At 65.7% G+C, this 24,502-nt stretch carries 18 protein-coding genes; 13 read left to right on the forward strand and 5 right to left on the reverse strand.

The window, feature by feature from the left end; translation table 11 throughout:
• The 5 genes from ACYVN4_RS35345 to ACYVN4_RS35365 form a co-directional block, all read left to right on the forward strand.
• Window positions 1-6,347: amino acid adenylation domain-containing protein (locus ACYVN4_RS35345; RefSeq protein WP_460726874.1), on the forward strand; the 6,347-nt coding region annotated here is incomplete at its 5' end.
• 864 nt (window positions 6,348-7,211) lie between these two features.
• Complete coding sequence (locus ACYVN4_RS35350; protein WP_460726876.1) at window positions 7,212-8,519, forward strand: glycoside hydrolase family 27 protein; 1,308 nt, start codon at window positions 7,212-7,214, stop codon at window positions 8,517-8,519.
• Between the two features lie 364 nt (window positions 8,520-8,883).
• Entirely contained in the window at window positions 8,884-9,468 is a 585-nt protein-coding gene (locus tag ACYVN4_RS35355) for a hypothetical protein (RefSeq protein WP_460726878.1), read from the forward strand.
• Window positions 9,469-9,741: 273 nt separating this feature from the next.
• Complete coding sequence (locus ACYVN4_RS35360; RefSeq protein WP_460726880.1) at window positions 9,742-9,984, forward strand: hypothetical protein; 243 nt, start codon at window positions 9,742-9,744, stop codon at window positions 9,982-9,984.
• Window positions 9,981-10,493 carry a hypothetical protein gene (locus ACYVN4_RS35365; protein ID WP_460726882.1) on the forward strand — a complete coding sequence of 171 codons (513 nt, stop codon included), beginning with the start codon at window positions 9,981-9,983 and terminating at the stop codon, window positions 10,491-10,493. The genes ACYVN4_RS35360 and ACYVN4_RS35365 overlap by 4 nt, the downstream gene beginning before the upstream one ends.
• Window positions 10,494-11,839: 1,346 nt before the next feature.
• Here the strand turns inward: ACYVN4_RS35365 and ACYVN4_RS35370 are convergent.
• Together ACYVN4_RS35370 and ACYVN4_RS35375 are read right to left on the reverse strand one after the other, a co-directional pair.
• A complete protein-coding gene (locus ACYVN4_RS35370; RefSeq protein ID WP_460726884.1) occupies window positions 11,840-12,163 on the reverse strand; it encodes a hypothetical protein in 324 nt (107 codons plus the stop codon).
• A gap of 759 nt (window positions 12,164-12,922) precedes the next feature.
• Window positions 12,923-14,518, reverse strand: coding sequence for a hypothetical protein (locus tag ACYVN4_RS35375; RefSeq protein ID WP_460726886.1), 1,596 nt, complete (start codon window positions 14,516-14,518; stop codon window positions 12,923-12,925).
• 804 nt (window positions 14,519-15,322) lie between these two features.
• Here ACYVN4_RS35375 and ACYVN4_RS35380 point away from each other — a divergent pair.
• A complete protein-coding gene (locus ACYVN4_RS35380; protein WP_460726887.1) occupies window positions 15,323-15,553 on the forward strand; it encodes a hypothetical protein in 231 nt (76 codons plus the stop codon).
• Between the two features lie 1,102 nt (window positions 15,554-16,655).
• On the opposite strand, the gene ACYVN4_RS35385 is transcribed toward ACYVN4_RS35380, so the two are convergent.
• Window positions 16,656-17,159: an NAD(P)H-dependent oxidoreductase gene (locus ACYVN4_RS35385; RefSeq protein WP_460726889.1), complete on the reverse strand. Its 504-nt coding sequence runs from the start codon at window positions 17,157-17,159 to the stop codon at window positions 16,656-16,658.
• Between the two features lie 333 nt (window positions 17,160-17,492).
• Between ACYVN4_RS35385 and ACYVN4_RS35390 the strand changes: the two genes are divergently transcribed.
• A complete protein-coding gene (locus ACYVN4_RS35390; protein ID WP_460726891.1) occupies window positions 17,493-18,152 on the forward strand; it encodes a TetR/AcrR family transcriptional regulator in 660 nt (219 codons plus the stop codon).
• A 112-nt stretch (window positions 18,153-18,264) separates the two neighbouring features.
• Here ACYVN4_RS35390 and ACYVN4_RS35395 read toward each other — a convergent pair whose 3' ends face one another.
• Window positions 18,265-18,783: a hypothetical protein gene (locus ACYVN4_RS35395; protein ID WP_460726893.1), complete on the reverse strand. Its 519-nt coding sequence runs from the start codon at window positions 18,781-18,783 to the stop codon at window positions 18,265-18,267.
• A 1,046-nt stretch (window positions 18,784-19,829) separates the two neighbouring features.
• On the opposite strand from ACYVN4_RS35395, the gene ACYVN4_RS35400 reads away from it, so the two are divergent.
• The 4 genes from ACYVN4_RS35400 to ACYVN4_RS35415 all read left to right on the forward strand — a co-directional run bounded on the left by ACYVN4_RS35400 (window position 19,830) and on the right by ACYVN4_RS35415 (window position 21,373).
• Entirely contained in the window at window positions 19,830-20,171 is a 342-nt protein-coding gene (locus ACYVN4_RS35400) for a hypothetical protein (RefSeq protein WP_460726894.1), read from the forward strand.
• Window positions 20,172-20,335: 164 nt separating this feature from the next.
• Window positions 20,336-20,524, forward strand: a complete 189-nt coding sequence (locus ACYVN4_RS35405; protein WP_460726896.1) for a hypothetical protein — start codon at window positions 20,336-20,338, stop codon at window positions 20,522-20,524.
• A 244-nt stretch (window positions 20,525-20,768) separates the two neighbouring features.
• Window positions 20,769-21,071, forward strand: coding sequence for a hypothetical protein (locus tag ACYVN4_RS35410; RefSeq protein WP_460726898.1), 303 nt, complete (start codon window positions 20,769-20,771; stop codon window positions 21,069-21,071).
• Window positions 21,068-21,373, forward strand: coding sequence for a hypothetical protein (locus ACYVN4_RS35415; protein ID WP_460726900.1), 306 nt, complete (start codon window positions 21,068-21,070; stop codon window positions 21,371-21,373). The genes ACYVN4_RS35410 and ACYVN4_RS35415 overlap by 4 nt, the downstream gene beginning before the upstream one ends.
• A gap of 468 nt (window positions 21,374-21,841) precedes the next feature.
• Here the strand turns inward: ACYVN4_RS35415 and ACYVN4_RS35420 are convergent, their stop codons facing one another.
• On the reverse strand, window positions 21,842-22,621 hold the full coding sequence (locus tag ACYVN4_RS35420; protein ID WP_460726902.1) for an IclR family transcriptional regulator: 780 nt from the start codon (window positions 22,619-22,621) through the stop codon (window positions 21,842-21,844).
• A gap of 117 nt (window positions 22,622-22,738) precedes the next feature.
• Here ACYVN4_RS35420 and ACYVN4_RS35425 point away from each other — a divergent pair, with 117 nt between their 5' ends.
• Together ACYVN4_RS35425 and dhaK are read left to right on the forward strand one after the other, a co-directional pair.
• Entirely contained in the window at window positions 22,739-23,485 is a 747-nt protein-coding gene (locus ACYVN4_RS35425) for an MIP/aquaporin family protein (protein WP_460726904.1), read from the forward strand.
• Between the two features lie 13 nt (window positions 23,486-23,498).
• Entirely contained in the window at window positions 23,499-24,500 is a 1,002-nt protein-coding gene (dhaK, locus tag ACYVN4_RS35430) for a dihydroxyacetone kinase subunit DhaK (RefSeq protein ID WP_460726907.1), read from the forward strand.
• Window positions 24,501-24,502 lie beyond the last annotated feature (2 nt).

Below are 24,502 nucleotides of genomic sequence, written 5' to 3' on the forward strand. Positions count from 1 at the left end.
TGGCGGTGCAGTACGCCGACTACTCCATCTGGCAGCGCGAACTGCTCGGTGACGAGAGCGATGCGGAATCGCTTGCCGCCAAGCAGGTCGCCTACTGGCGCAACGCGCTGGCCGGGCTGCCTGATCAGCTGGACCTTCCGGCCGACCGGCCGCGTCCGGCGGTGCAGTCCTTCGCCGGTGGCAAGATCGACGTCCGCATCGACGCCGAATTGCACACGGGCCTGGTCGAATTGGCGCGCGCCGAGGGCGCGACGCTGTTCATGGTCGTGCACACTGCGCTCGCGGTACTGCTCTCGCGCCTGTCGGGCTCCGACGACATCGCCATCGGCACTCCGATGGCCGGTCGTGGCGAGGCCGTGCTCGACGACCTGATCGGCATGTTCGTCAACACGCTGGTGTTCCGCACCCAGGTCGACGGCGGGGAACCGTTCGCCGCCCTGCTGGCGCGCCAGCGCGAGACCGACATTCAGGCGTACGCCAACGCCGATGTGCCGTTCGAGCGGCTCGTCGAGGTGCTCAACCCGGCCCGCTCCACCGCGCGGCACCCGCTGTTCCAGGTGGGTCTGTCCTTCCAGAACCTGACCCGCTCCACCCTGGAACTGCCGGGGCTGAGCGTGTCCGGCCTGGACGTGGACACCGAGCTGTCGCAGTTCGACCTGCACCTCATCGTCTCCGACATCTACGGCGAAGACGGTGCGGCACAGGGCATCACGGGCATCCTGACCTACGCCACCGATATCTTCGACCGCGACACCGTGGCCGAATTCGCCGACCGGTTCATCAATCTGCTCGGCGAGATCGTGGTCGCCCCGCGCACCGCGGTCGGTGAGATCGACCTGCTGGCCCCGGCCGAGCGGGCCGAAATCCTCGACGCCCGCAATGCGACCGCGCACGAGGTGGATGCGGCCGCGACATTGGTCTCGATGCTGGATGCGACGGTGGCGGCCAAGCCGACCGCCATCGCGCTGGTCGGACCGGGCGGCGAGACGGTCACCTACGCCGAACTCGGCGCACGGGTCAACCAGCTCGCGCGGGAACTCATCGCGCGTGGCATCGGCGTGGAAGACCGTGTGGCCCTGGCCATGCGTCGCTCGGTGGACCTCGTGGTCGCCATGTACGCGGTCTCGGTCGCCGGTGCCGCCTACGTGCCGGTGGACCCCGACCAGCCCGCCGAACGGGTGGGCTACATCCTCGAGACCGCCGCCCCGGCCGCTGTGCTCACCACGTCGCGAGACGCCTTCGAGCTGTCGGACTCCGGAATGACGGAGGTCTTGCGCATCGATGAGCTGGAGCTGACGCGCTATTCGGTCACGCCGGTCACCAACGCCGATCGGGTGCGAGAGCTGACTGCGGCGAACACCGCGTACGTCATCTTCACCTCCGGTTCCACCGGCCGCCCGAAGGGCGTGGCACTGCCGCACGCCGCTATTGCCAACCAGTTGCAGTGGAAGACGGCCGAATTCGGGCTCGGCGCGGATGACGCGGTGTTGTTGAAGACGGCCGCGACGTTCGACCTGTCGATGTGGGAGTTCTGGTCGGCCGCCGTGTCGGGTGGCCGCCTGGTGATCGCTGCGGCCGACGGCCACCGGGATCCGGCATACCTCAACGAGCTCATGGCTCGGGAGCGGGTCACCACGCTGCATGCGGTGCCGTCCATGCTGGATGCGCTGCTCACCGAATCCGAAGGCACACTCAGCGATTCGCTGCGGCAAGTGCTGGCCATCGGTGAGGCGCTGCCTGCCTCTATGGCACAGCGCTTCCGCGCGGGCAATCCGGACGCGTCGTTGTTCAACCTCTACGGCCCCACCGAGGCCGCGGTGTCCCTCACCAGCCACCTGGTCACCGATGCCGACTCCGGTTCGGTGTCCATCGGTGTGCCGCAATGGAATTCGCAGGTCTACGTCCTCGACGCCCGGTTGCGTCCGGTGCCTGATGGCGTCTTCGGTGAGCTGTATCTGGCCGGTACGCAGTTGGCGCGCGGTTACTTCGCGCGTCCGGATCTGACCGCGGATCGTTTCGTGGCCAACCCGTTCGCGGTGGGTGAGCGCATGTACCGCACCGGTGACCTGGTGGCTTGGAACGACGGTGAACTCGATTACCGGGGCCGTACGGACTTCCAGGTGAAGATCCGTGGCTTCCGAATCGAACTGGGCGAGATCGAGGCGGCGCTGCTCGCGCTGCCCGAGATCGCGCAGACCGCCGTGATCGCCAAGCAGGACGCCCGCACGGGTGACCGCCTGGTCGCCTACCTGGTGTCACCCGGCACGGATATCGATGTGCCGCTGGTGAAGTCGGCGCTGAGTGCGGCGTTGCCGTCGTACATGGTGCCGTCGGCGTTCGTGGTGCTGGATGCTCTGCCGCTCAATGTGAACGGCAAACTGGACCGCAACGCGTTGCCGGAGCCCGAGTTCGAGACCACGGCGTTCCGTGCGCCGTCCACCCCGATCGAGGCGTCCATCGCCGAGGTGTTCGCGGATGTGCTCGGTGTCGAGCAGGTGGGCGTGGACGACCCGTTCTTCGCCCTCGGCGGCGACTCGATCCTGTCGATCCAGCTGGTCTCGCGAGCCAAGGCGCGCGGCATCGTGTTCAGCCCACGCGAGGTGTTCGAACTGCGAACCGTCGCGGGCCTGGCCGAGGCTGCCCGACTGGTGGGCGAGGGCGAGCGGGTGACACTGGCGGAACTGCCGGGCGGCGGGGTCGGCGACATCCCGCTGACGCCGGCCATGCACGCGATGCTGTCGAGCGAGTCGTCCTACGAACGGTTCTCACAGACCATGTCGCTGCGACTGCCGGACGCAATCACGCGTGCGGTGCTCGTGGATGCCATCTCGGCGCTGTTCGACCACCACGATGTGCTGCGGTCCCATCTGCGCGGGAACATCGCGGAAGGCTTCCAGTTCGAGGCGCTGCCGCGTGGAGCCGTCGATATCGACGCGCTGGTGCACCGGGTCGAGCTGTCCGCGGATGTCAGCGACGAGGAGCTGACGCGGGTCGGCCGCATCGAATTCGATGCCGCGCTGGGCCGTCTGGATCCGGCGAATGCCGCCATGGTGCAGTTCGTCTGGTTCGCCTTCGCCCCCGAAGGCTCCGACGAGGCACGGGTGCGTCGTGACGTGCTGCTCATCGTCGCCCACCACCTGGTGGTCGACGGCGTGTCCTGGCGCATCCTGATTGCGGACTTGGGTCTGGCCTGGTCGCAGCTCGCGTTCGAGCAGCCGATCGCGCTGCCCGCGACCGGCACCTCCCTGCGACGCTGGGCGCATGCCCTCGTCGAGGGGTCTCGCTCCGAGGCGCGGGTCGCGGAACTGCCGTTCTGGCAGCGGGTCACCCAGACGCCGGATCCGCTGCTCGGGTCACGGGCCTTCGATCCGGCCGTCGACACCGTCTCGACCGTCGAACGCATCGAGATAAGCGTCCCGGCGAAGGTCACCGAAGCAGTGCTCACCGCAGTACCCAGCCTCTACCGAGGCGATGTCAACGACGGCCTGCTCTCGGCAGTGGCCATGGCCGTCGCACGCTGGCGCGGGCGAGCCACCGGCGGTTCGACCTTGATCAGACTCGGAAATGACGGCCGTGCGGAGGAAGTCGTTGCGGGCGCGAATCTTTCGCGCACCATCGGCTTGTTCACGGCGGTCTTCCCGATCGCGCTGGACCTCGAAGACGCGAACCTCGACGAGGCATTCGAGGGCGGAAACACCCTGGGCGACATCGTGAAATCGGTCAAGGAACAGTTGCTGACACTGCCCGACCAGGGTCTCGGCTGGGGTCTGCTGCGACACCTCAACCCCGAAACCGCCACGCAGCTACGCGATGTCGGACAGATCAGCTTCAACTACCTGGGCCGCATGTCGGCCGGCGAGATACCCGAGGGCACAGCCGAACTCGGCTGGGTGCCCGTCGACGATCTCGGTCGCCTCGACGGCGACATGGACGCCGACACGCCGGCCAACGCCACCCTCGACATCAACGCCACCGTCACCGACGGCGAGGACGGACCACAGCTCGGCGCGACCTTCTCCTACCCGAACGGACTGCTCGAGCGGGAACGGGTGCAGGAGTTCGCGGATCTGTTCGTGGCGGCGCTGACCGCGCTCGCCGCGCACGCGGCACGGCCCGAGGCGGGCGGCTTCACACCGTCCGACCTGGCGCTGGTGGATGTCGCGCAATCCGACATCGAAGTGTGGGAACGCAACTACCCGACACTGTCGGATGTGTGGCCGCTCTCGCCGCTGCAGTCCGGTCTGCTGTTCCACTCGCTGCTCACCCAGAACACGGTGGACGTCTACACCATTCAGGCCGCGCTCGACCTGAGCGGTGTGGTGGACGTGAGTCGGCTGCGGGTGGCCGCGCAGGCGATCCTCGACCGCTACCCGAGCCTGCGGACCGCGTTCGTCACCGACGCCGACGGCCAAGCCCACCAGCTGGTACTCGACCGTATCGAGGTGCCGTTCCGGGTCATCGATCTATCCGCGACGGACCTGCCGGGATCCGACCGCATTTCCCAGCTGCGCAAGCTCATCGACCAGGACCGAGCAGAGCAATTCGATCTGTCCGCTCCCCCGCTGATGCGCTTCAACCTTTTCAAGCTGGCCGAAGACCAATGGCATCTGGCGATCACCACCCACCACATTCTGGTGGACGGTTGGTCGATGCCGCTGCTCATGCGCGACCTGTTGGTGCTGTACGCGATGCGCGGCGACACCTCGGTGCTGCCTCACGTGCCGCCGTTCCGCGACTACCTGGCCTGGCTGGCCGGGCGCGACCGCGACGAGTCGATCGCGGCGTGGCAGCGTGCGCTGGCAGGGGTCAGCGAACCCACCCAGCTCGCGCCCGCCACCGGACACGACGAGAACTACGAAATCGGCCGCCACACCCTGGATATCGACGCCGAACGCACCCGCGCGCTCACCAAGCGCGCCCGAGAACTCAACGTCACGCTCAACACGCTGATCCAGACTTCCTGGGCAGTGCTGGTCGGGCGGCTCACGGGGCGCAGCGACGTGGTGTTCGGCGCGGCCGTGTCCGGCCGCCCCGGTGATCTGCCGGGCGTGGAATCCATGGTGGGCCTGTTCTTGAACATGGTGCCGGTTCGCATCCGGGTGGATGACCGTCTGACCATCGTCGGGCTGGTGCAACAGGTCCAGCACGATCAGGCCGACCTGCTCGAGCACCACCACATCGGCCTCACCGAGATCCAGCAATTGGCCGGTGCCGGAGCCGAATTCGACACCGTCCTGGCGTTCGAGTCCTTCCCGGTCGACAAGGACGCGATCGCGGCCGCGAGCTCCATCGACGGCATGTCGGTCAGTGGCGTCGGCATCAGTGACAACTCCCACTACCCGATGTCGCTGGTGATCGTCGCCGGCGACTCCATCGAGATCGGGATGCGCTATCTGACCAGCCGTTTCACAGCCGACCAGGTCGCGGTCCTGGCCGCCCGCTTCAACCGGATTCTGGACGCCCTGCTCGGCGATCCAGACGGCCTCGTCGGTGACATCGACATCCTCGGTGCCACCGAACGCACCCGCATCCTCACCGAAAGATCCGGCCCCCAGACGGATTCGGCCGTGGCGTCGGCCCGGATCGGCACCTCCACGATGGAGAAAGCCCTCGCCGCGGTCGTGGAAGAAGACCCGCAGGCACCGGCGCTGCTGTCCGCCGGCCAGGAAATCGCCTACCACGTCCTGGACCGCCGCAGCTCCCAGCTCGCCCGCCTCCTCATCGACCACGGCGCGGGCCCCGGCGACATCGTCGCCGTCGACCTCCCCCACGCGGTCGACGCCGTGGTCGCGGTCTGGGCCATCCACAAGGCAGGTGCCGCCACGCTGTTCGGCCACGACCTGTCGGCGGGTGAAATCCGTACCGCCGGAGCGAGTTTCGGCGTCACCCAGGAATCGTCGCCCGGCCCGGTGCGGTGGCTCGCGCTCACTGATCCCCTGGTCCAGTCCGGCATCACCGACCGGTCTGCCCACCGAGTCTCCTACACCGAGCGGGTCCGTCCACTGTCGGAATCCGACCCGGCCTTCGTGTATGACGACGGTGCGGGTGCCTGGGCCGTACTGACCCAGACCGAAGCGCTCGCCCGTGCATCCGACCTGCGCAGGGTGAACGAGATCGACTACACGTCGGCCACTTACACCACCGCCGCGACCGGCCTGTCCGCCATCGACGAATTCCTCGCCTCCGCCACTGCCGGCGCTCTGTCGGTCCTCCCGACCGGTGAGATCGCCACCGATCTCGAGGGCGGTGAAGTAACCCACTGGTTCGCGACCACCGCGGACCCGACCGAAACAGCAGACGAGGACATCCAGATCATCACGGGGGGAACCATCGCAACCACGTCATAACCAGCCGCTCCCGTCAGATGGCTCAGTTCGCGCGCAAGCCGGGAACAAGTCCGACCGCGAGATCTGGCCTACTTGCGCCGAGCCGATGGCCGCTGCGGCGGCTGGTACTTGGAATGGGCCTCTGTTCACCCGCACCCGCACGCGAGTGAGCAGGCCCCGGTCTCATCGACGGGTTCCCGGTGATGAACCTCGACGAGATCCAGCTCTGTCGCACCGAAACCGATACTGGACAGGAAGTTTCGCTGCAGCTGTGGCTCGACGCCGGGCTCTCGTGTGCCTACGCCGCGGCCGGACGTGCCTGCCTCTCTATGATCTCCCGAGGGTCGAAAAGACCTGTTGCAGTTGCAATTTCAACACGAAGTGATGGAGCGGACATGCGGTGCCAAGATCGGGACCTCCCGTGCCAATGAGGTCGTCTCGAGTTGGCAGACCCCCCGGTGTTGACATGACACTCATGGGGACCGGCGCGAGGCTCGCGGGCAGTGCGAACAACGAGCCGGTCTGCTGCGCGCATGGTGAGGCGGATCGTGAGGTCGCGCCGTCCACCAGAATGCTCCCCCTGCGCGGCCGCGCCCGTTTCGACTCCCCTCGGTGGCGCGCCGCGCGCCCATGGACCGGACGGCGTCAACGGGACGCCGGCAGACGCACCATGCGCGCGGTACGTAGACGGTCCGGAAGCCTGCCCGCTTCCGGACCGTCGTCCACTTCCGGGCAGTCCGTGATCATTTCCGACCTGCGGGTTCGTCCGGAGGTCATAGTGCCGCGCGTGGACCTGCCGGAACCGGTCCGAAAGCCCCTGGAGCTTCTCGTCGCTGGGAACGGTCCTGGGGAGGGGCCCTGTCCGCTTCGGGTACCGATAGGCACATGGATTACCGCATCACAAAGGCCGCTGCGATCTCGGCAGCGTTGTTGTGTCTCGCGATGTCGGTGGTCGCTTGTACCGCTGCCGAACCACTGGTTTTTCCGCCGGTGAAGGGGCCCGCTGTCGCGGGTGTGGCGTTGACCCCGCCGTTGGGATGGGACAGCTGGAACACGTACGGCTGCAACGTCACCGAGCGTGATATCGAGGCGCAGGCCGATGCGATGGTGGCCTCGGGCATGCGCGCGGCCGGCTATCAATACGTCATCCTCGACGACTGCTGGTTCGATCCCCAACGAGACAGCACTGGCAGGCTCCACGCGGATCCAACCCGCTTTCCCGACGGGATGGCCGCGCTCGCGGAGTACATGCACACGCGCGGGCTGAAATTCGGCCTCTACGAGTCCCCGAACACCATGACATGCACCCAATACGAACACGCCTACCCCGGTGCGACCGGCAGCGCCGGATACGAGCGGCTGGACGCGGTGACGTTCGCGTCGTGGGGCGTGGACTACCTGAAATACGACTGGTGTTCCTCCGACGCCGACGTCGCTCGACAGGTGCAGGCGTTCACGGCGATGCGCGATGCGATCCGGTCCACCGGGCGCGCCATGGTCTACAGCATCAACCCAAACAGTGAAGTGTTCGCTCCGCCTTCGGGAAGCCGCTACAACTGGAACGGTATCGCGAGCATGTCGCGTGATACCGCGGACGTGATGTGGGCATGGCAGCTGCCCTCGAGGCCGCACAAGACGTCCATCGGCGTGCAGCAAGCGCTCGCCCAGGCATACCCACCGGTCAGCCGCGACACCCCTGGCTACTGGACGGACCTGGACATGCTCGTGCTCGGTGTGCCCGGAACCGCGGGCACGCTCACGCCAGGCTTGACCGAGGCCGAGGAACGCACCCACCTGGGCATGTGGGCAATGTGGTCCTCGCCGCTCATCGCGGGCAACCCCCTCCCGTCCATGCCCGACCGGGTGCGCAGCCTGCTCACCGATGGTCAGGTGCTCGCCGTCGATCAGGATCCGTCGGCTCCTGCCACCAGCATCGCGCCGATGATCTGGCGCAGGCGGATGGCCGACGGGTCGGTGACCATCGCACTGTGTAACGATTCCGATGACGCTCGAACGCTGACCGTGTCACCCGCGCAGCTCGGACTACCCGAAGCCCCCCTGCCGATGACCGATCTGTGGACCGGCGCCAGCACCGTCGTCTCCGGTACCGTCGCCTCGACCGTGCTGCCGCATGACACGGCACTGCTGCGAATCGGCCCCGGAATCCCGAAGCTGGCAGGAAGTCCGAATTAGTGGAAGCGAAAGCTTCAGCGCCGCAGGGAAATGATGTTCGACCCGGCCGTCGACTCCGGCGCCGTGCACCCTCCACGCCGCTATCTCGGTATCAGAACGGATCCGAGCCGACTTGACGCTGTCAGAAGCCGTCCGGAATCCCCTTGCGCCGGTACGGCAGCAATCGAGAGGCAGCCTGAGGTCTTCCGCGGGCCACCGGAATGTCTCGGTTCCCGCAGACAAGGCGTACTGGCGACTATCACCGTGACTGGGAACAGCCTCCAGGCCGGCACGCGCGAATGTTGGCATGATGAGCGCGCCTTCAACCGTCACCGCTGAATATCGATACCTCTATCTTGCCGCTACATCTGGGTCGGAGGGAATCATGACCGCCCGCACCATCGCGATCATCGCTGCCGCAACGATGTTGGGAATCGAGGTCGGCTGGCTGGTGCTCGCCCACGGCAGAATCGCGTGGATCACCGCGATCGTCGTCGCGGTCGTCGCGGCGATGGTGCTCACGCGGGCACGCTATCGGCCCGTGGTGATCGAGGCGCGAATCCTGCTGGGCGCGTTGCTGCTCGGATCCGTGGCGGACCGGTTCGGACTGCTGGGCGGGCCGGGGAGCAGCGGGGTTTCCTGGGGAGATTACGCCGCCTTCACCGACTACACGCGAAAGCTCTTGCCACACTGGGCCGAACCCGTCGCGGTACCCGCCGCGGCCGGTGCCACGGTCGTGGAACTCACCCTCGGACTGGCGCTGGTCGTGGGCCTCGCGGTCCGCTACACGGCTGCCGCGGCGGCGCTCGTGCTGACGACCTTCGGGCTCGCCATGGCCACATCCGTCGGCGTCAGCGACATGATGTCCTACGCCGTACCGGTTTTCGCCACCGGAGCCGCCGTGATCGCCTGTCAGAGGGATTCGGCTCGAGTGATGAGGAAGTCGCGTTCGGCGGTGTTGTCGGCGTAGATGATGGCCAGGTGGTAGGCCGCCGCGGCGTCGGGTATGGAGTGAAACGTTGGGCGACCTCCGCTCCTGGGCAACTCGATCGACAGAACCGGTCTTGCGCCCTACCTGCGTGAATGCGGTTGATTGACGCGATCCTGTTGGCGCGTTACGCTTCTCGGCGCTGCGCAACAAGTGTGCCCAGCGGAAGCTCCGGTCGATGGCCGGAGCTTTTTTCGTATCCATACCAAGGCCCCCAGCCCACGCTGGGGGCCTTCGTTGTTTGAGGAGGTCGACGTGTCGGTCAATGCCGCGTCCGTTGTGGTGTCGGGTAGCACCTGGACGGTGTTCTGGGTTCAATTGCCGGCGCTGGTGCTGGCCACCGGCGGTATCGTCGCGTGGCTGCGGGCTCCCCGAGAAGACATGGCGCGCATGTTCGAAACGTTCGCAGGCGCACTCGGGCGAAAGCGGCATCGCCGTCGGCGAACCGGGAACAACCACAAACCGCAGTCGCGATCGACCGAAAGGGGAAACCGGTGATCCGGCCCGCTCGCCGCAGAAACGCACGCCACAACGACACCGTCGGAGAAACGGCCGCCCGGCATGTTCTCCCCGACGAACTGGCCACGCGGCTGGCCAGATACGGCCTCGACGACGACGAGCTGTTGGCATTGAGCGTGACATTCGACAGGGCGGCACGCGAAACCATGGAGCCGCTCACCGACGAGACCTTCGCCGTGTTGCTCGGCATCTTCCGCAGCCAATCGGCCTGTCAGGACCACGACACGTGGTCGCTGCCTGACAAGATCTATCTGCAGCGAGGAAGACTCGCCCGCCCGCAGGCACAAGAGGACGTCCGAGCATTCGCCTACGGCGAGGTGATTGCACCTACGTCCTACTGCCCTGGCTGCGGGAGGGATGTTTTCCGGATACCGGGCAAAACCGGCCGACCGCCCACATACTGTCGCGACGACCAATGCGCCAAACAGCGTCGGAAGCGCGATGCCTATGCCGCACGACAACGACGCTCCCGCCAACGACCCGTGTAGAAGTACCGACACGACAAAACCGGCACAACCTTCCCGCGTCGGGGTGTTCGAACGGCATCCTCGAACACCCCGACGCGTCGCGGTCAGAGGTCCACGGCACCGAGCAAAATCCCGGGCACTACGTTGCCTTGCGCCCAGGGACGTCACGCCCTGGAGAGTTCCTGTTGGTGATGTGAGCCGTCCGGGTGCCGTCGGATGGCTTCCCCGGACCAACCCTCACCATTCGATGACCTTCGGATCCGCGTAAGCGCCTGCAGCTGAACCGACCTCGCGGAGCAGCACGTCTCGGAGCATTCGGCCTTCATCGCGGAGACGGAGCTTCGCGGCGCGGCCGCCGAGCGACAATCGGTTGGTGGGCCAGCGGTCTCGATCTCGCCGGTGTCTCATCTGCCGGACCGCGCTGCCGCGGGACGCCCAGTCACGGCGCCGCTACTGCTCTGCGGCGTGTGTCGCCCGCGCTTACCGGGCCCGCAAACGATTCGGCGCGACATAGCAGCAGGTACTCGACGCTGGACAGTGTCCTGTCGCCGATGACGATCCCGACATCGGCATCATCTACCCCGGCGGCCGCAACCTGCGCGCGGACGCCCGCCACTGCTCGCCCTGATCGGCAACTCTGTCGCCCGCAACCGCCGTGTGGCCGCTGAGGGAACGAGAGTGACTACGCCAAACCGTATTTCGATCCCGGCAAGTTCGTCATCCAACCGCCTGACGGCGCCAGCGTGCGAACCTTCGTTACTGCCGCACCTGGTGACGCATCCCCCTCTTCCGAGGTTGAGCCGAGAATGTGGGATGTCTTCGGCGAACGCGAGGCGATTAGTCCGGAAAGTTCGTTTGTACCTGACTGATCGTGCCAATCGCGGGAGTCGTGGCATGTCGCCTGGGTCATGCGTCACAGGATGTCCGAACAGCTTCGACAGGTAAGCGACATGATCAGCTAGAAGTCATCACAGGAGATGCACAATGCCAGCTAGGTCAGTAGCCCTCATCGGCTCCGTAGTCGGGGGAGTCTTGGTCTGCTTCGCCTCCACGGGACTCGCGCGAGCGGACTTCATCGACCCGACGCCCTACGTCGATGCGAACGGTGTGGCGTGGTTCAACATGGCCGGGAACAACTGTTCCATAGCTCCGAACGGCGTCGTGGGCTGTGACCTCCCCGCCGCGGCACCCATGATGTCGATTGCAATGCAGGGTGTTACGGCGAAAACGGGTGCCACTCTGCCGGTACCGTTCGTGCCTGCGGTAGTCATCGACACCAGCGGCGCGCCGGCTCATCCGCAGTGGAACTCGAACGGATCGCACACCCTTGCCGGCGGTAACCCCGTGATCTCACCCAGCCCGGACCACTACTCGACCAGTGTGTCCGTCAACGGTGCGACATGTTCTGTCATGGTCCGCACCAGAGTGTTGTGCTCGAGCATGTCTCGTGTATTCGTGGTGGCCGAGGACGGGGTGAGCGGAGTCTGATCTTCACTCTGGGGTTGGATGCGTTCTACCGGCCATCCCGGCTTGGGAGGTGTGGTCAGATCGTTCGGTTCGGCAGATCCGGTGCCAGGCATGAGAAAGTCTCCTTCATTGAACACAATCAACTGACGGGTGAGTCTGAAGCTCTTGCCGAATAAGACGGCCTTCTTGTGCGCCTGTGCTACCGCGCCCTGAGGATCGAACATGTTGGCCAGCAACCTGATTCGTGTGTGATCAGGTAGTCTTCCGCCGTCCCGTTGGGATTGGACTCCGGTGGACGCTCGCACCCTCACTTCATGCGGGCTCGAACAACCCCTCATCGACGCCGTCGCCGCCCACGCTTCAAAGATCCACCTCACCCTCGACCAACAACCCGACATCCGCGCAGAAACGCGAGCCATTCGCCCAGCGGTCATGTATCGGGATTGGCCGCGCCCTGGAAGCCCCCAGCGGCGACCTCGTTCTCGAAACCTACTACCACGCAACCAGTCTCACCGCTCAGCAGTGGGGGCACGCCTCGAGCGCTCCCGAGGAGCACCTCAATGGTCGGGGCGGCCCCGGCATGCTGACGAAGGAGCAGTACGACGAGATGACCGCCGAGCTGAAACGGCCCGGCGCACTCGATGCGAAAGCCCTTGCCCGCCTGGATGAATGCCTGCGCAACCTCGACGCGCTGGCGGCCACAGTCCCCTACGCCGCCCACCGTCGAGAACTGCTACTGCGTGGCCGCGAGGCCCGCACGCTGCTGGAAAAGGCGAGATGGGAATTCGAGCACCCGACGATCACCAGCCCGCGCCCCACGTTGCCCACGACATCGGCGCTCGAAAGGAGCCCGCAGGATCCGATGGGATGGGCTCGACCGATAGAGCAAACCGGGCACCAACCAACCTTGCGGGCGCACCTCCCCGCCTCCTCCAGGCGCGTGTACGGACATTTCCTACGCGTCGATACAGGGGTATCGGCGGTCAGAACTCCATGTGGAGTTCCGGAGCAGGCTGCACCACCCACGTCGTGTGTCGTTCGACGATCGCGCGGTCCTTCTCCAGCCCATGAACGCAGGCTCGTGCCAGCATCAGATTTCGCGCCCCATGATCGACCCCGCCAAAAAATGGCCGCCTCTGATCGCGCCCGAACGACGGAGGCCCCTGGACGAGAACGACGTGGGGAGCGAGGGTGCGCGCGAGAGTGGTGAAGGCCTCCCACTCACACAGACCGCCGCGGATCACGGCCAGCTGATTGCCGTCTCGGGACTCGATCCTGAAATCGCCGCTACCGGGGTTCTGGCCGCTTCCCCTGGCCCAGGCATGGCGCCTAACCTGGCTGACCTCACCGATCTCACGCCAGTCGAAGGATCGGGTTTTGTAAAAGCGGCTGATGAGCAGGTCATCTGTCCGGATTGTCACCACAGGGACGCTGGCCTCGTAGATGTAGCAGCGCACTATCGCCATCGCGACGAAGAGGGCGGTGCCCCAGAAGATCCCGAGCACCCACAAGCTGCCCAGGGCTGCTGCGGCTGCTGCACCGGCTTCAGCCTTCATCCACAGCCGCGGGCGCGCACCCCGGAGCTTGAGCAGTGCTCGCGCCGGAGATATCTGGTCGCGGTCTTCGAAGTCAGAGTCCGTAACGAGGGCTTGCCAGACCTGGACGGCGTGCTCGCGTCGTTCGCGCTCCACCGGGTCCTCCACATGGTGCGCGAGTTCTGCAATACGTGCCTGTTGCTGATCGCTCTCTGCGACCGTTCGCAGCAACCGCCGCTCGGACCGCTCCAGATCGCGACGCAGCTGCCGCTCGTTGCCGCGGGAGCGCTTCAGCGCATCGAGGACAACGGCCAACTGCTGGCGGAGGTCTTCGATCTCCTCGGTCAAGACCTTGATTCGTCGAAGGTGCTGCTTGTCCCCGGACCGGAAGGCACCGACCTGGCCGCGCAGACGGGTCAGCTCGGCCTCGCGGCTTTCGACTATTTCGCGCAGCTCGGTGATCGTGTCGTCGCGTTCCTGCAGCATGTCGTTGCGCTCGGTGACTGCTTCGTCCAGCTGGCGGCGCAGCTGGACGAGCTCGTCCGCCAGCGCGGCGATCCGCAAGATCTGCTCATTGCGGGCGTCTTGGAGGGTGCCGACCTCTTCGCGTAGCCGGGTCAACTCCGCGTCGCAGGTCTCGACCTTCTTGCGCAGCTCGATGATCGTATGTTCCTTGGCCTGCAGCTGGGCATAGGTGGGAGCCCGGAGCCCGGCCCGGATCGCGGCTTCGACGCGATCTGCTTTCACCTCTTCGCAGTGGACCCGAGCGATTCTGTGCAGCGCGTTCAACTCGTGGGCAAGCACATTCGGGTCGGCACCGGTCCTCTCCGCGTACAGCTCGACGAACGCCTCGACGAGCTGGATACATGGTGGTGTCAGCTTGTCCCGCGGCGAGAGCTGCGCAGACACCAACCGGTTGGACACCACGATTTCGCCAGTCGCTGGGTCCGTATCGTGCAACTTCGGACCCGCGCCCGGACTGACCCGCATCGCCGCTTCACAATGAGTGAATCTGCCCTCTAGCGAGAGCTGCTTGAGACGCATCAGGAGCTCCAGAAGTGGTGGCGCACAGCCTTTCTTCGAGTTCCGGTACTTCTCCAATGCGGCACAATTGCTGGTGGCCGCCCGTTTCTCCGCCACTATCCCTCACAAGTCCGCTCAGTCCGTTGCCGGACTGATGCTGATCGCACGACAGTTGACACGACCGCCACAGCCAGTGGCGGTCGTGTTATGTCACCGCGAGCACCCAGGCCGTCGACGGCCAGCAATCCTTCACCGTCCTGGGTCCTCGCCAATTCTCAAGGAAGATCGAAGCATTGAGCATGCCGCATAACCGCACGCCACGAAAGGGGCTATGTGCGGCAGCTATAAAACGGATCGGTCGGATTGTCTTGGACTCGGGATGGCCCTCCACGCCATGGGATTTACGGACCACGCCTGCCCTTGGCGAGAGCGAGCCGTTAGCACGGGACCAAGCGGTTCGAAGGTAAGTGAATCGGTGTGTCGGTTCGTAACAGCGGAGGAGATCTGATCCAATAGCTCTGCCCTGTTGGCGCCCGTGTCGGTGCTGCCGACAAGGGATTTCGATTCGGCAGGGGTTGGTCGCCCACGCAGATCGGAGACGGGGCGGCCTCAGGAACTCGGCCGGACGGATCAGCAGTTGTCCGTCAGGGAGTCGGGTCTAGACTGTCGCCTTGGATTCGACTCGCGCGTGCGTTCGATTGTTGCCGAGTCCCCGACCTGCACAGCCTCTTTCGCGAGAGGCCCCTGGCCTGGCCGCTGCCCCCCAGCGGCGGCGGCCAGGCCACCGCCAGCCAGGCGGTGGCCACCGTAGGAAAGGGGGCTCGAGTGGATCCTGATCCGCCCGAGCAGTCGAATCCCGACATCCAGGACAAGCCTTCGGGTTTGGAGCGGATGAGGGCGGCAGCCACGCGCTGGTGTCCGGCAATCGCTTCGGGATTCGATCTCGCGGCAGGGGTTTTCGACCTGCTGAACAGCGACAGCCTGGCACAGAGTGCCAGGCTGTCGGCTGTGGCTCTTCGCGCGATCAATGGTTTCGCACGCCGTTCGCGCAAGTAGCCGGGTGGCGCTCGGATCGATCGGAAACCGACGATCCGGGCGCTTTTCCTTTATGGGACGCACATACGGTAACGCCGAACACTCGGCGCAACTTCCACCGGGACACCACCAGTGTGGCCCGGACCACACGATTAATCGTGTAGTCGTGTGCGCATCGCCACGCGACCTTACCCCCATCATGAGAGCAAAGTTGACAGGTAACGGTCACAAGCTGATGACATCGAGGTGCGATCTCGATGTCATCCCCATGGCATCCAGATGCGATCCCGATGGCCCAGAGAGCACGTATCTGCAGGTAGAAACAGTGGACAGGCAACACCGACCTGTCCCCGACAGGTCCCCCGAACGAGCAGTTAAGGGGACCGTGCAAGGCACGGTTTCTCCCCTCAATGGGGACATCGGATCCGACACCGAGTGCCACTGAGACGGCTCACGGGGACACCCACAATCCACATGTGGTCCTTGGTGTTCGGATCGAGATGCCGAACCTGCGGTAGTGATCCTGACGCTGGCCCAAGTTCGGGCTACACCGCGCAGAAGCACTCGAGCGATGTCGCTGAACAGATTTCGGCAGACAACTCCATCGGGTAGTCCGAGAACCTGCGGTGTGGCCGCGCGAGTTCGGTCGGCCACCATAAGAATCAGCGTCGCGCCGATCGGTTGAATACTGAAGCGCGCCACCAGGATTCCGTTCCACCAGCCCAGGGCGGCCGCGACCGCGAGGGCGATGGCGACGGCCGCGAGGACGCCCCCCTGTCGCGCCGGGATCGGTCAGCTTCCGGATGCGCAGACACGCCAGCGCTCCGATGGCCACCACCGCGCCCACTGACAGATCGATTCCCGGGTGGCGATGAACCTGGGTCATGCCCACCGAGATCAGCACCAGCGGGGCGCCGTAGCTCAGGATGTCGATCGGGCCGCCGTAGAGGAGGCCGTCCTGCCTGCGTACGGCCAGAAATCCCGGCGTGTGCACGACGTCCACGGCCAGCAACGCGACCACCTGCCAGACGAGGCGGCGGCGGATCAATGCGGCCGCCCGGGATCTCATGAGACCGGCCCCGCTGGCAACGGTTCCATGAGCCGGTCCAGGGTCAGTGCCGCGTCATTCGGCAGTTCGGCGACGAGCCGACAGCCGCGCAGCACCTCGACCTTGTGCGATAGGCGCATCGCATCCCGCGGGAAAGCCGTCATGCGATCGCGACCCCGCGCCCGGATCCGCCGAGGGACATTGCAGGCAGCAAACGAACCACGGTCCAGGGCGACCGATCTGGAGGTCAGAGCACAAGTTCAGAATGTACGGCAGCTCGTGGTTCCACAGGGGCACGCTGAACAGGAGGTGCTCGTAGCTGTTGAAGCGACTGACCATGTCCTGCACCGGGGTTGGGTGTGCCTGTTGCTCGGTGACTTCGACGTCGGTGGGCGCGTTCATCTTCCCCGATGTGGCAGCGCCTCTGATATCTGACACGCTGATCTGCCACAGATCCCATTGATCGATCACCGCATCCGGATGTGATTCGCGGTATCCGGTCAGAAACGAACGGGCCAGCTTGATTGACTCGGACAGCTCCTCGAAGGGCGAGGAGGAGATATGCAGTAGACCGGTCACAGCTGTCCTCGAATTGTTTGCGGGTGTCGTCGGTCAGCAGACGTTGATCGACCGCAGCATGCCAACCACACCGTGACAAAGCCCCGGCGAGGCAAAGCTATCGCCCGCTGATCGCGAATCTCGCTACAGAACTTCCCATTTGCAGGAAGTCTTCCGCCGTCCCATTGCGATTGGACTCCGGTGGACGCTTGATCGAGTGACGACTCGGCCGACTTCCCAGCCAAGGTGGTGGCTAGTTTGTCGACATAGTTATAGATCCGCTAAGTGTCAAACGAATGGATGACAAAGTAGCCATTCGGGTGACCCAGTCATCCGGCGCAGTAGTATGACCGGATGGCAACCGAGCCGGAGATCACCGCGACACCGGCACCCCTCGACGCAGGTCGCCGCCCGCGCCGCGCACCCAGCGCCGCCGACCGCCGCCGCGACGCCGAACGTTCCCGCCAAGCCCTGCTCGACGCCGCTCTGGACGAGTTCGCCGCCAAGGGCTTCGACGGCGCGCGGGTCCAGGAGATCGCCGACCGGGCCGGCGTCAACAAGCAGCTGATCGCCTACTACTTCGGCGGCAAAGAGGGCCTCTACCAAGAGATTCAACGTGACTGGCCCGCGGCCGAGGCCGAACGCGCGGATCCCGAACTGCCGCTCGACGAGGTCGCTGTCCGCTATCTCTCGGCGGTTCTCGAAGATCCCCGGCCCGCTCGCCTACTGGTGTGGCGTGGCCTCACCGGAAGCGGTACGACCACCGACTTTCTCGAAGGCGCCGGCACGGTCGAATCCGACCTGGCAAATCTGACCCGGGCCCAGCAGCGTGGGGAGATCGATCCGGCACTGGACCCGGCCTTCATCCGCATAGCGGTCATGGGCATGATCCTGGCCCCCGTCATGCTGCCCGAGACCGCGCTCCAGGCCACCGGAAAACAGCCCGGCACAACGGAATTCGAGGACTACTACCGCGCGCAGCTACGCACGCTGGTGCGCTTACTCGGTCGGTGAGTCCAGCGCTATCGGAAACCGACGTCGGGCCGGCCTGCTCGCTGGCGTATCACGGTGATCGACGACCAGCAAGGCGTTTCACCAGGTCTGTTCCCGGGATTGATACCGGTCGTTATCGGCCCAACGAGCCAGTTTCGCCACCACTGAATCCGATATCCGAGTACAGCAACGCGCGTCGAAACGGGCGCTCGCTGGTCACGCACTCCTGGTAGGTGTCGAGGTGCTCGGACCGCTGCCTGCAATCCCAGTTCGCCCCGGCCACGGAGACGGTGATCATGGCACCGGAGACCCAGCGCGGGTACTCGGCGCCGTAGGCGTCGGTCACCTGGTGCGCCATATCGCACGAGACGAAATCCGCGTACACCTCGTATCCGCGAAATCCGTTGCCGCAGTAGAAGCCGTCGCGTGCTGGAAAGACCGATGGTGTGGTAGTCGGGAACGGTGAAACGACGACCGGCGGAGCGATGGTCGTCGTAGGTTGTGGCATCACAGTTGTGGTCGGCGGCGCGACAGTGGTGGTCGGTGGCGCCGGTGTGGCTGTGGTGGTCTCCGGTCCGGCGGCGTTGGCGTACGCGACTGCGGTGAGTGTCACGGCAGCAGCGCCGAGGGCGAGTGGGCCCACGAGTCGCATGGGGGTACTCCGATCTGACGAAAACGATTGGGGTACCGCAGAGTTCGACGGCAGACCCCCGATGCCGGGCTCCGTCGGTGAGATCCAGGCTACCTACGGGCGATATGCCCACCTTGCCCCGACTTCCTGGGGCTGCCGCCCGGCGCACCCATTCTGTACCGACCGAGCGGCATCCTTCAGCTACGAGCCTTCTTTGCCCACAGATTTAGCCGGCGCGTCGACAGCGAACCGCCAGCATCACTTCCGTGTGCGCTGGCGCTCGGTATGGATCAGCCCCGGCCACGGGAATCTCCGTTGAGTGCCGATCCCTGCGTAAATCTGGCAGAAATCGGACGAAGAATATGTGATTCAGATCACATATTCTGGCTGCGGGTGGTGGTAGGTGGGGAAATTCCGATCGCGTTGCCTTCCGGGGTCTGGCCGTCGAAAGTCAGTGCTCAAAACCCTTTCGGCCGCAGGGGGTACGGGGTGAGCGTGTAAAGCCGGGTATTCGCAGCTCACGCTGCGGTGTGTAGCCACTTGCGGAGCTCGCTAAACCTCATCGCCGGTTTGACGGAAAGACGCAGGTCAAACGGCGTTTTTTGCGGTTGCCTCCGCCTGGCGAGCACCCCACACTGGGCCTCAGAGACCACTCGAATCGCAAGGAATACCAATGCATTTCACGATCAAGATTTCGCGTACGACCGCTGCTTTCGCAGCCGGCCTCATCCTGGGCCTGACCGGCTTCCTTCCGCCTGCACTTACCCATAGCTCTCCAGCAGCGGTCTCCCCCTCCGCACCGAGCTCGGTCACGGCAGTGAGGTGAGATCGCGCGTCCCGATACTCACGCATCGTTTTCCGAACATCGTGAGGCAACGCGGGATCCGCTGGAGGGCATGGCGCCGTGCGGTGGCATCGGGCATGCCCCAGGAACTCGGGGCGTCTTCGGCGACGGGAATCAGCCCGCTCGGTCTTCGATGCCGTCACTGTTCGCTGCGCCTGCCCGATCTGCCGACTCGTCGGGGATCAACGCGGGCGAGAACGAAACGAACGAACGGGGAAGACGAGTGACATCACGGCGAGTCGGCACTCGAATCGGCTGGAGCCTGAAGGGGTTGGCGGTTGCGGGCGCTGCTCTGATCACGATGGTGCCCACTTTGACGGGTTCGGCCGGGTACTACGTGTACCTCTACGACAACGGCCAATGTGTCATCTCGGACATCATCGGCATGAACGGCACCGGTCTGAAATCGATGCCCTGGACACCGTTGACTGCTGGCACGCACACCCTGCAGTTCAGAGACGGCTGGAGTGTGAAGACCCTGACGGTCACCGTCGAACCGGCCCCGCCGGGTGCGCCAGCCCCATCTCCCCGGCACGGCTGCGGCTCCACGGGCAGCATCGGCTGAGCAAGCATAAACACGGGCGATGACCCCGACTCCGATGAAGACCGCGCGGCAACGATACGAGACCACCACGATTCGTGATCTGGGTGGCCCAAACCAGCACACCGAGGATTCGACAGCGACCATTTTCCGTACAGGACTCCCCCAGCCGGGCGCTGAAGCACTACGTGCCGGGAGAGTTGGATGCGCGGCTGGCGGCCGCCGCGATCATCGCGGTACGGCGTGACCTCAGCGAAGCCAACTGGCAGGCAATCGTCGCCGGAACCAGTGTGGCGCAACGGCACCCGGTGGCGGTCACGGAAGCCGAACGCGCTTTCGACTTGCTCGCAACAGGTTTCGAGCGCGCGGCGCACTGAGAGCGCAGCCACATGGAATGCACCAGTGAGGCGGTGCGCTAGCCCATCGGGTCACGCGGCGGCGGACCTGACCGATGCAGACCTCACCCACCTCGCACCCGCCCGCAGCGTGGGCCACGGGTCACCGGCGCGCTGGATCCTGTCGAGTCGAGGAGCCCTGCAACAGGGCTGCTGGCACCACGATGCCGATGGGCAGCAAATCGAATGCACGCCGGTACCTCGCGCGAGGTATTCCGTAAGGGATATGGGCTACTACTGGACACAGAAGGCGCGGACCATGGCCGCCGCGCTGGGACTTACCCCGGCAGACGTGACCGACGTTCTCTACAGCGCGACGAAACTCGTCATGCCCGGCACCGACGACGCGAAACCGGTCCTGCTGTTCTGGGGACGGACCGGCGCCGGACGGCCGGTGATCATCGCCCTACGACCCGATGACGACGACGAAGAAGAGGACAGCGGCATCGTCGACTACCTGATTCGCAGCGTTTACGACATGCGCGCCTACGAACTGGGAATCCTCACCGAATGGGAGAACAACCGATGAGCACCGACAACGAGACCAGGATCGACGCACTGACTTTCGACCCGACCAACACCCTACCGGCCGAGAACTTCCCCGGACCCGGTGAGGCTCCAGCCGAACCCATGGTCAAGCGATCGGTGAAATGGTCGCTTGCAACCGATGACGCGATCAAGCAGACCGCCGAGCGCAAAGGCATCACTGCCTCGGAATTGATCCGCCAGTACATCGAAATGGGACTGGCCGCCGAGAACCCGGGCCTGGTCCTTGATCTCGCCGATGTCCTGCGCGTCCTGCACACCGTCGCACACCCACCCGCCGCCTAGCTGGGCATCACGCGACGCTCTGACCCGGGATCCGTTACGCGCGTGCGGGCCTCGATGATGGCGCGGTGATGCGACCCGACGCATTCGGGCGCGACATGCTCCGACATCCCGAGTGCCGGACCGTGTAATCGCAAAAGCCCAGGCGCTCGCGGGTATTGGCGAAACCTCCTCCGGTGCTGCACGACGCGTCGCGGGCCCGCGTTGTCCTCGACGACGAGACCCTTTGTCTCGCCGGATTCAGCCGACGTCGGCCGGACATGGCCGGATGCCATCCGAATCCGTCCGCCCCGGGTGACCAGGCGTGTATTCGTCGCTGGAATGGACTTCACCTGCACGAATGCGAGGAGAAGTCATGTGGAAGGAGCTGGGCACCACGATCCGCGCCGCCATGCGCGACTGGGGAACTACCCTGGGCCTGTGATCTGACACCGACGGCGTTGCCACATTGCGGCAGCCGCTTGGCTGCGGTCACCGCGCGCCGCGGTGGCGCTCGGCCTGGCGTTCTTCCCGGAGGATCGCCAGGGGCCACTGTGCGGCCCCGAGTTCCCGGGAGATTGTGCGGGCGGTGGTGCGCACCATGTCGACCACCGCGTCCGAGGCGGGCCAGTCCAGGGTGGGGATGACCACGGCCACCGCACCGGCGATACCGGCGCGGTCGAAAATCGCGCCCGCGACCCCTGATTCGCCGAGCACCGCCTCATCGCACTCGTAGGCGATACCCGATTCTCTTGTCACATCGAGCTGCTCGTCGAGCACGGCCCGCGAGGTTACCGTCGCCCCGGTCATGCTGCGCAACTCCAGGGCATCCGGCAGGCCACTGAAGGCGAGCATCGCCTTGCCCAGAGCGCTGGCGTGCGAGGGGATTTCGGCGCCGACCTCCGGCATCTGGCGACTGCCGTCCGGGCGCGGCTCGTGATGGATGACCACGACCTCCTCCCCCAGCAGTACCCCGACGCGCACCGCGAGACCGGACTGCCGGGCGAGTTCGTGTGCCCAGGCCAGCGACCGGGCACGCAGGTCCAACGAGTCGAGGTAGACGTTTCCGAAGCGCAGGACGGCCGGTCCGAGTCGGTATCGCCCGCCGTCACCCTCCTGCACCACCACGCCGTGCGCGGCCAGGGTGCGCACGATGCCGTGCACGGTGGTCGGCGCCAGTTCGAGTTCGGCAGCCAGCTCGGACAGCGTCATCCGACGAGCTCCCTGCAGCGCGAACAGGATACGGACCGCCCGATCGACGGACTGGATCACGCCGACACCTCCCTCGATACCCGAAGCCGGGTCTTGTGACCCACGCAACTTCGTCGTACTCTACGCATCACATTCGACATTATCGAATGTGCTTCGAAATTCTCTCGGGAGATCCCCATGAACGGACTGCGCACGCCGCAGAAGCTGGCGGCTGAAGTGCTCGGCACTGCGTTCCTCGTCTTCATCGGTGTCGGGTCGGTGCCCGCCACGCTCATCGTCAACGGCAGCGCGCCGTTCACCATGGCCGATCTGGGCATGATCTCGCTGGCGTTCGCCACGGTCGTCGTCGCGACCGTGTACGCCTTCGGGCATGTGTCAGGCAACCACATCAATCCCGCTGTCACGCTGGCACTCGCGGTCACCCGGCAGTTCCCGTGGCGCGCGGTTCCCGCCTACCTGGCCGCCCAGCTGCTGGGCGCGGTGATCGGCGCGTTCGCCATCGTCGGGGTGCTGGGCCGCCGCGCCTCGGATGTCGGGCTGGGCGTCGCTGCATACGGCCAGGGCGTGGGCTCGGGGCAGGCGTTCATCGCCGAATTCGTCGGCACCTTCATCCTGGTGCTGACCGTGCTGCTGGCCGTACATCGTGCGGCGCCTGCGGGATTCGCGGGCGTGGCCATCGGCCTGGTGGTGTTCGCCGCCATCATCCCGGTCGCCCCCGCCACCGGTGCGGCCATCAACCCGGCACGCACCCTGGGCCCGATGATCGTGCAGCAGCTCTACGGCGGGCAGGTGTCCTGGGGGCAGGCCCCCGTCTACCTCGCGGCCGAATTCCTGGCGGGCGTCGCCGCCGCGCTGGTGGCGCGGCTGCTGGTCCCCGCCGAAACCGAAGCGGCCGACCGTGATCCGGTCGAAGCGACCGCGTGAGCAAGGAAATCCCATGAAGAAACTGATCAACGATCCCGCCGACATCGTCACCGATGCCCTCGCCGGAATGGCGAGCGCCCATCCGGAACTGCGGATCGACCTGCCCAACCGGCTCATCCTGCGCCAGGACGCGCCCACCCCCGGCAAGGTCGGACTGGTCTCCGGCGGCGGCTCCGGCCACGAACCCCTGCACGGCGGGTTCGTCGGGCTCGGCATGCTCGACGCCGCCTGTGCCGGTGAGGTTTTCACCTCGCCGGTGCCGGACCAGATCCTGGCCGCGACCACCGCCGTCGACTCCGGCTCGGGCGTCATTCACATCGTGAAGAACTACACCGGCGACGTCATGAACTTCGAGATGGCCGCCGAACTGGCGTCCGCCGAGACCGGGACCGAGGTGGTCGCGGTCATCGTCGACGACGATGTCGCGGTCCAGGACAGTCTGTTCACCGCGGGCCGGCGGGGAGTCGGCGGCACCCTGATCCTGGAGAAGCTCGCGGGAGCCGCGGCCGAGCAGGGCCGCCCGCTCACAACGGTCGCCGATATCGCTCGCACGGCCAATGCGCACTCGCGCAGTATGGGTATGGCGTTGACCTCGTGCACGGTCCCGGCGGTGGGCAAGCCGACCTTCGCGCTGGGCGAGGGCGAGGTGGAGATCGGTATCGGCATCCACGGTGAACCGGGTCGATCTCGGGTCCCGCTCGCGCCCGCACGCGAGCTCGCCGCGATGCTGGTCGAGCCGATCCTCTCCGATCTCCCGTTTACCAAGGCAGACAAGGTGATCTGCTTCGTCAACGGGATGGGCGGAACACCGCTGCTGGAGCTGTACGTGATGTACAACGAGGTCGCGCGGATCCTGCACGGGCACGGGGTGGAGATCGCACGCAGTCTCGTCGGCCCGTACGTCACCTCGCTGGACATGGCGGGCTGCTCGGTGACCCTGACCAAGGTGGACGACGAAATGCTGCGGCTGTGGGATGCGCCGGTGCGCACGCCCGCGCTGCGGTGGGGAGTGTGATC

Source organism: Nocardia heshunensis (assembly GCF_054782115.1).

Bases quoted from the DNA above. Each gene is read 5' to 3' on its own strand.
- ACYVN4_RS35425 (WP_460726904.1), top strand. From the start codon at position 22,739: ATGAACGGACTGCGCACGCCGCAGAAGCTGGCGGCTGAAGTGCTCGGC.
- ACYVN4_RS35395 (WP_460726893.1), bottom strand. From the start codon at position 18,783: ATGCGACTCGTGGGCCCACTCGCCCTCGGCGCTGCTGCCGTGACACTC.
- ACYVN4_RS35390 (WP_460726891.1), top strand. From the start codon at position 17,493: ATGGCAACCGAGCCGGAGATCACCGCGACACCGGCACCCCTCGACGCA.
- ACYVN4_RS35375 (WP_460726886.1), bottom strand. From the start codon at position 14,518: ATGCGTCTCAAGCAGCTCTCGCTAGAGGGCAGATTCACTCATTGTGAA.
- ACYVN4_RS35415 (WP_460726900.1), top strand. From the start codon at position 21,068: ATGAGCACCGACAACGAGACCAGGATCGACGCACTGACTTTCGACCCG.
- ACYVN4_RS35410 (WP_460726898.1), top strand. From the start codon at position 20,769: ATGGGCTACTACTGGACACAGAAGGCGCGGACCATGGCCGCCGCGCTG.
- dhaK (WP_460726907.1), top strand. From the start codon at position 23,499: ATGAAGAAACTGATCAACGATCCCGCCGACATCGTCACCGATGCCCTC.
- ACYVN4_RS35355 (WP_460726878.1), top strand. From the start codon at position 8,884: ATGACCGCCCGCACCATCGCGATCATCGCTGCCGCAACGATGTTGGGA.
- ACYVN4_RS35350 (WP_460726876.1), top strand. From the start codon at position 7,212: ATGGATTACCGCATCACAAAGGCCGCTGCGATCTCGGCAGCGTTGTTG.
- ACYVN4_RS35370 (WP_460726884.1), bottom strand. From the start codon at position 12,163: ATGTTCGATCCTCAGGGCGCGGTAGCACAGGCGCACAAGAAGGCCGTC.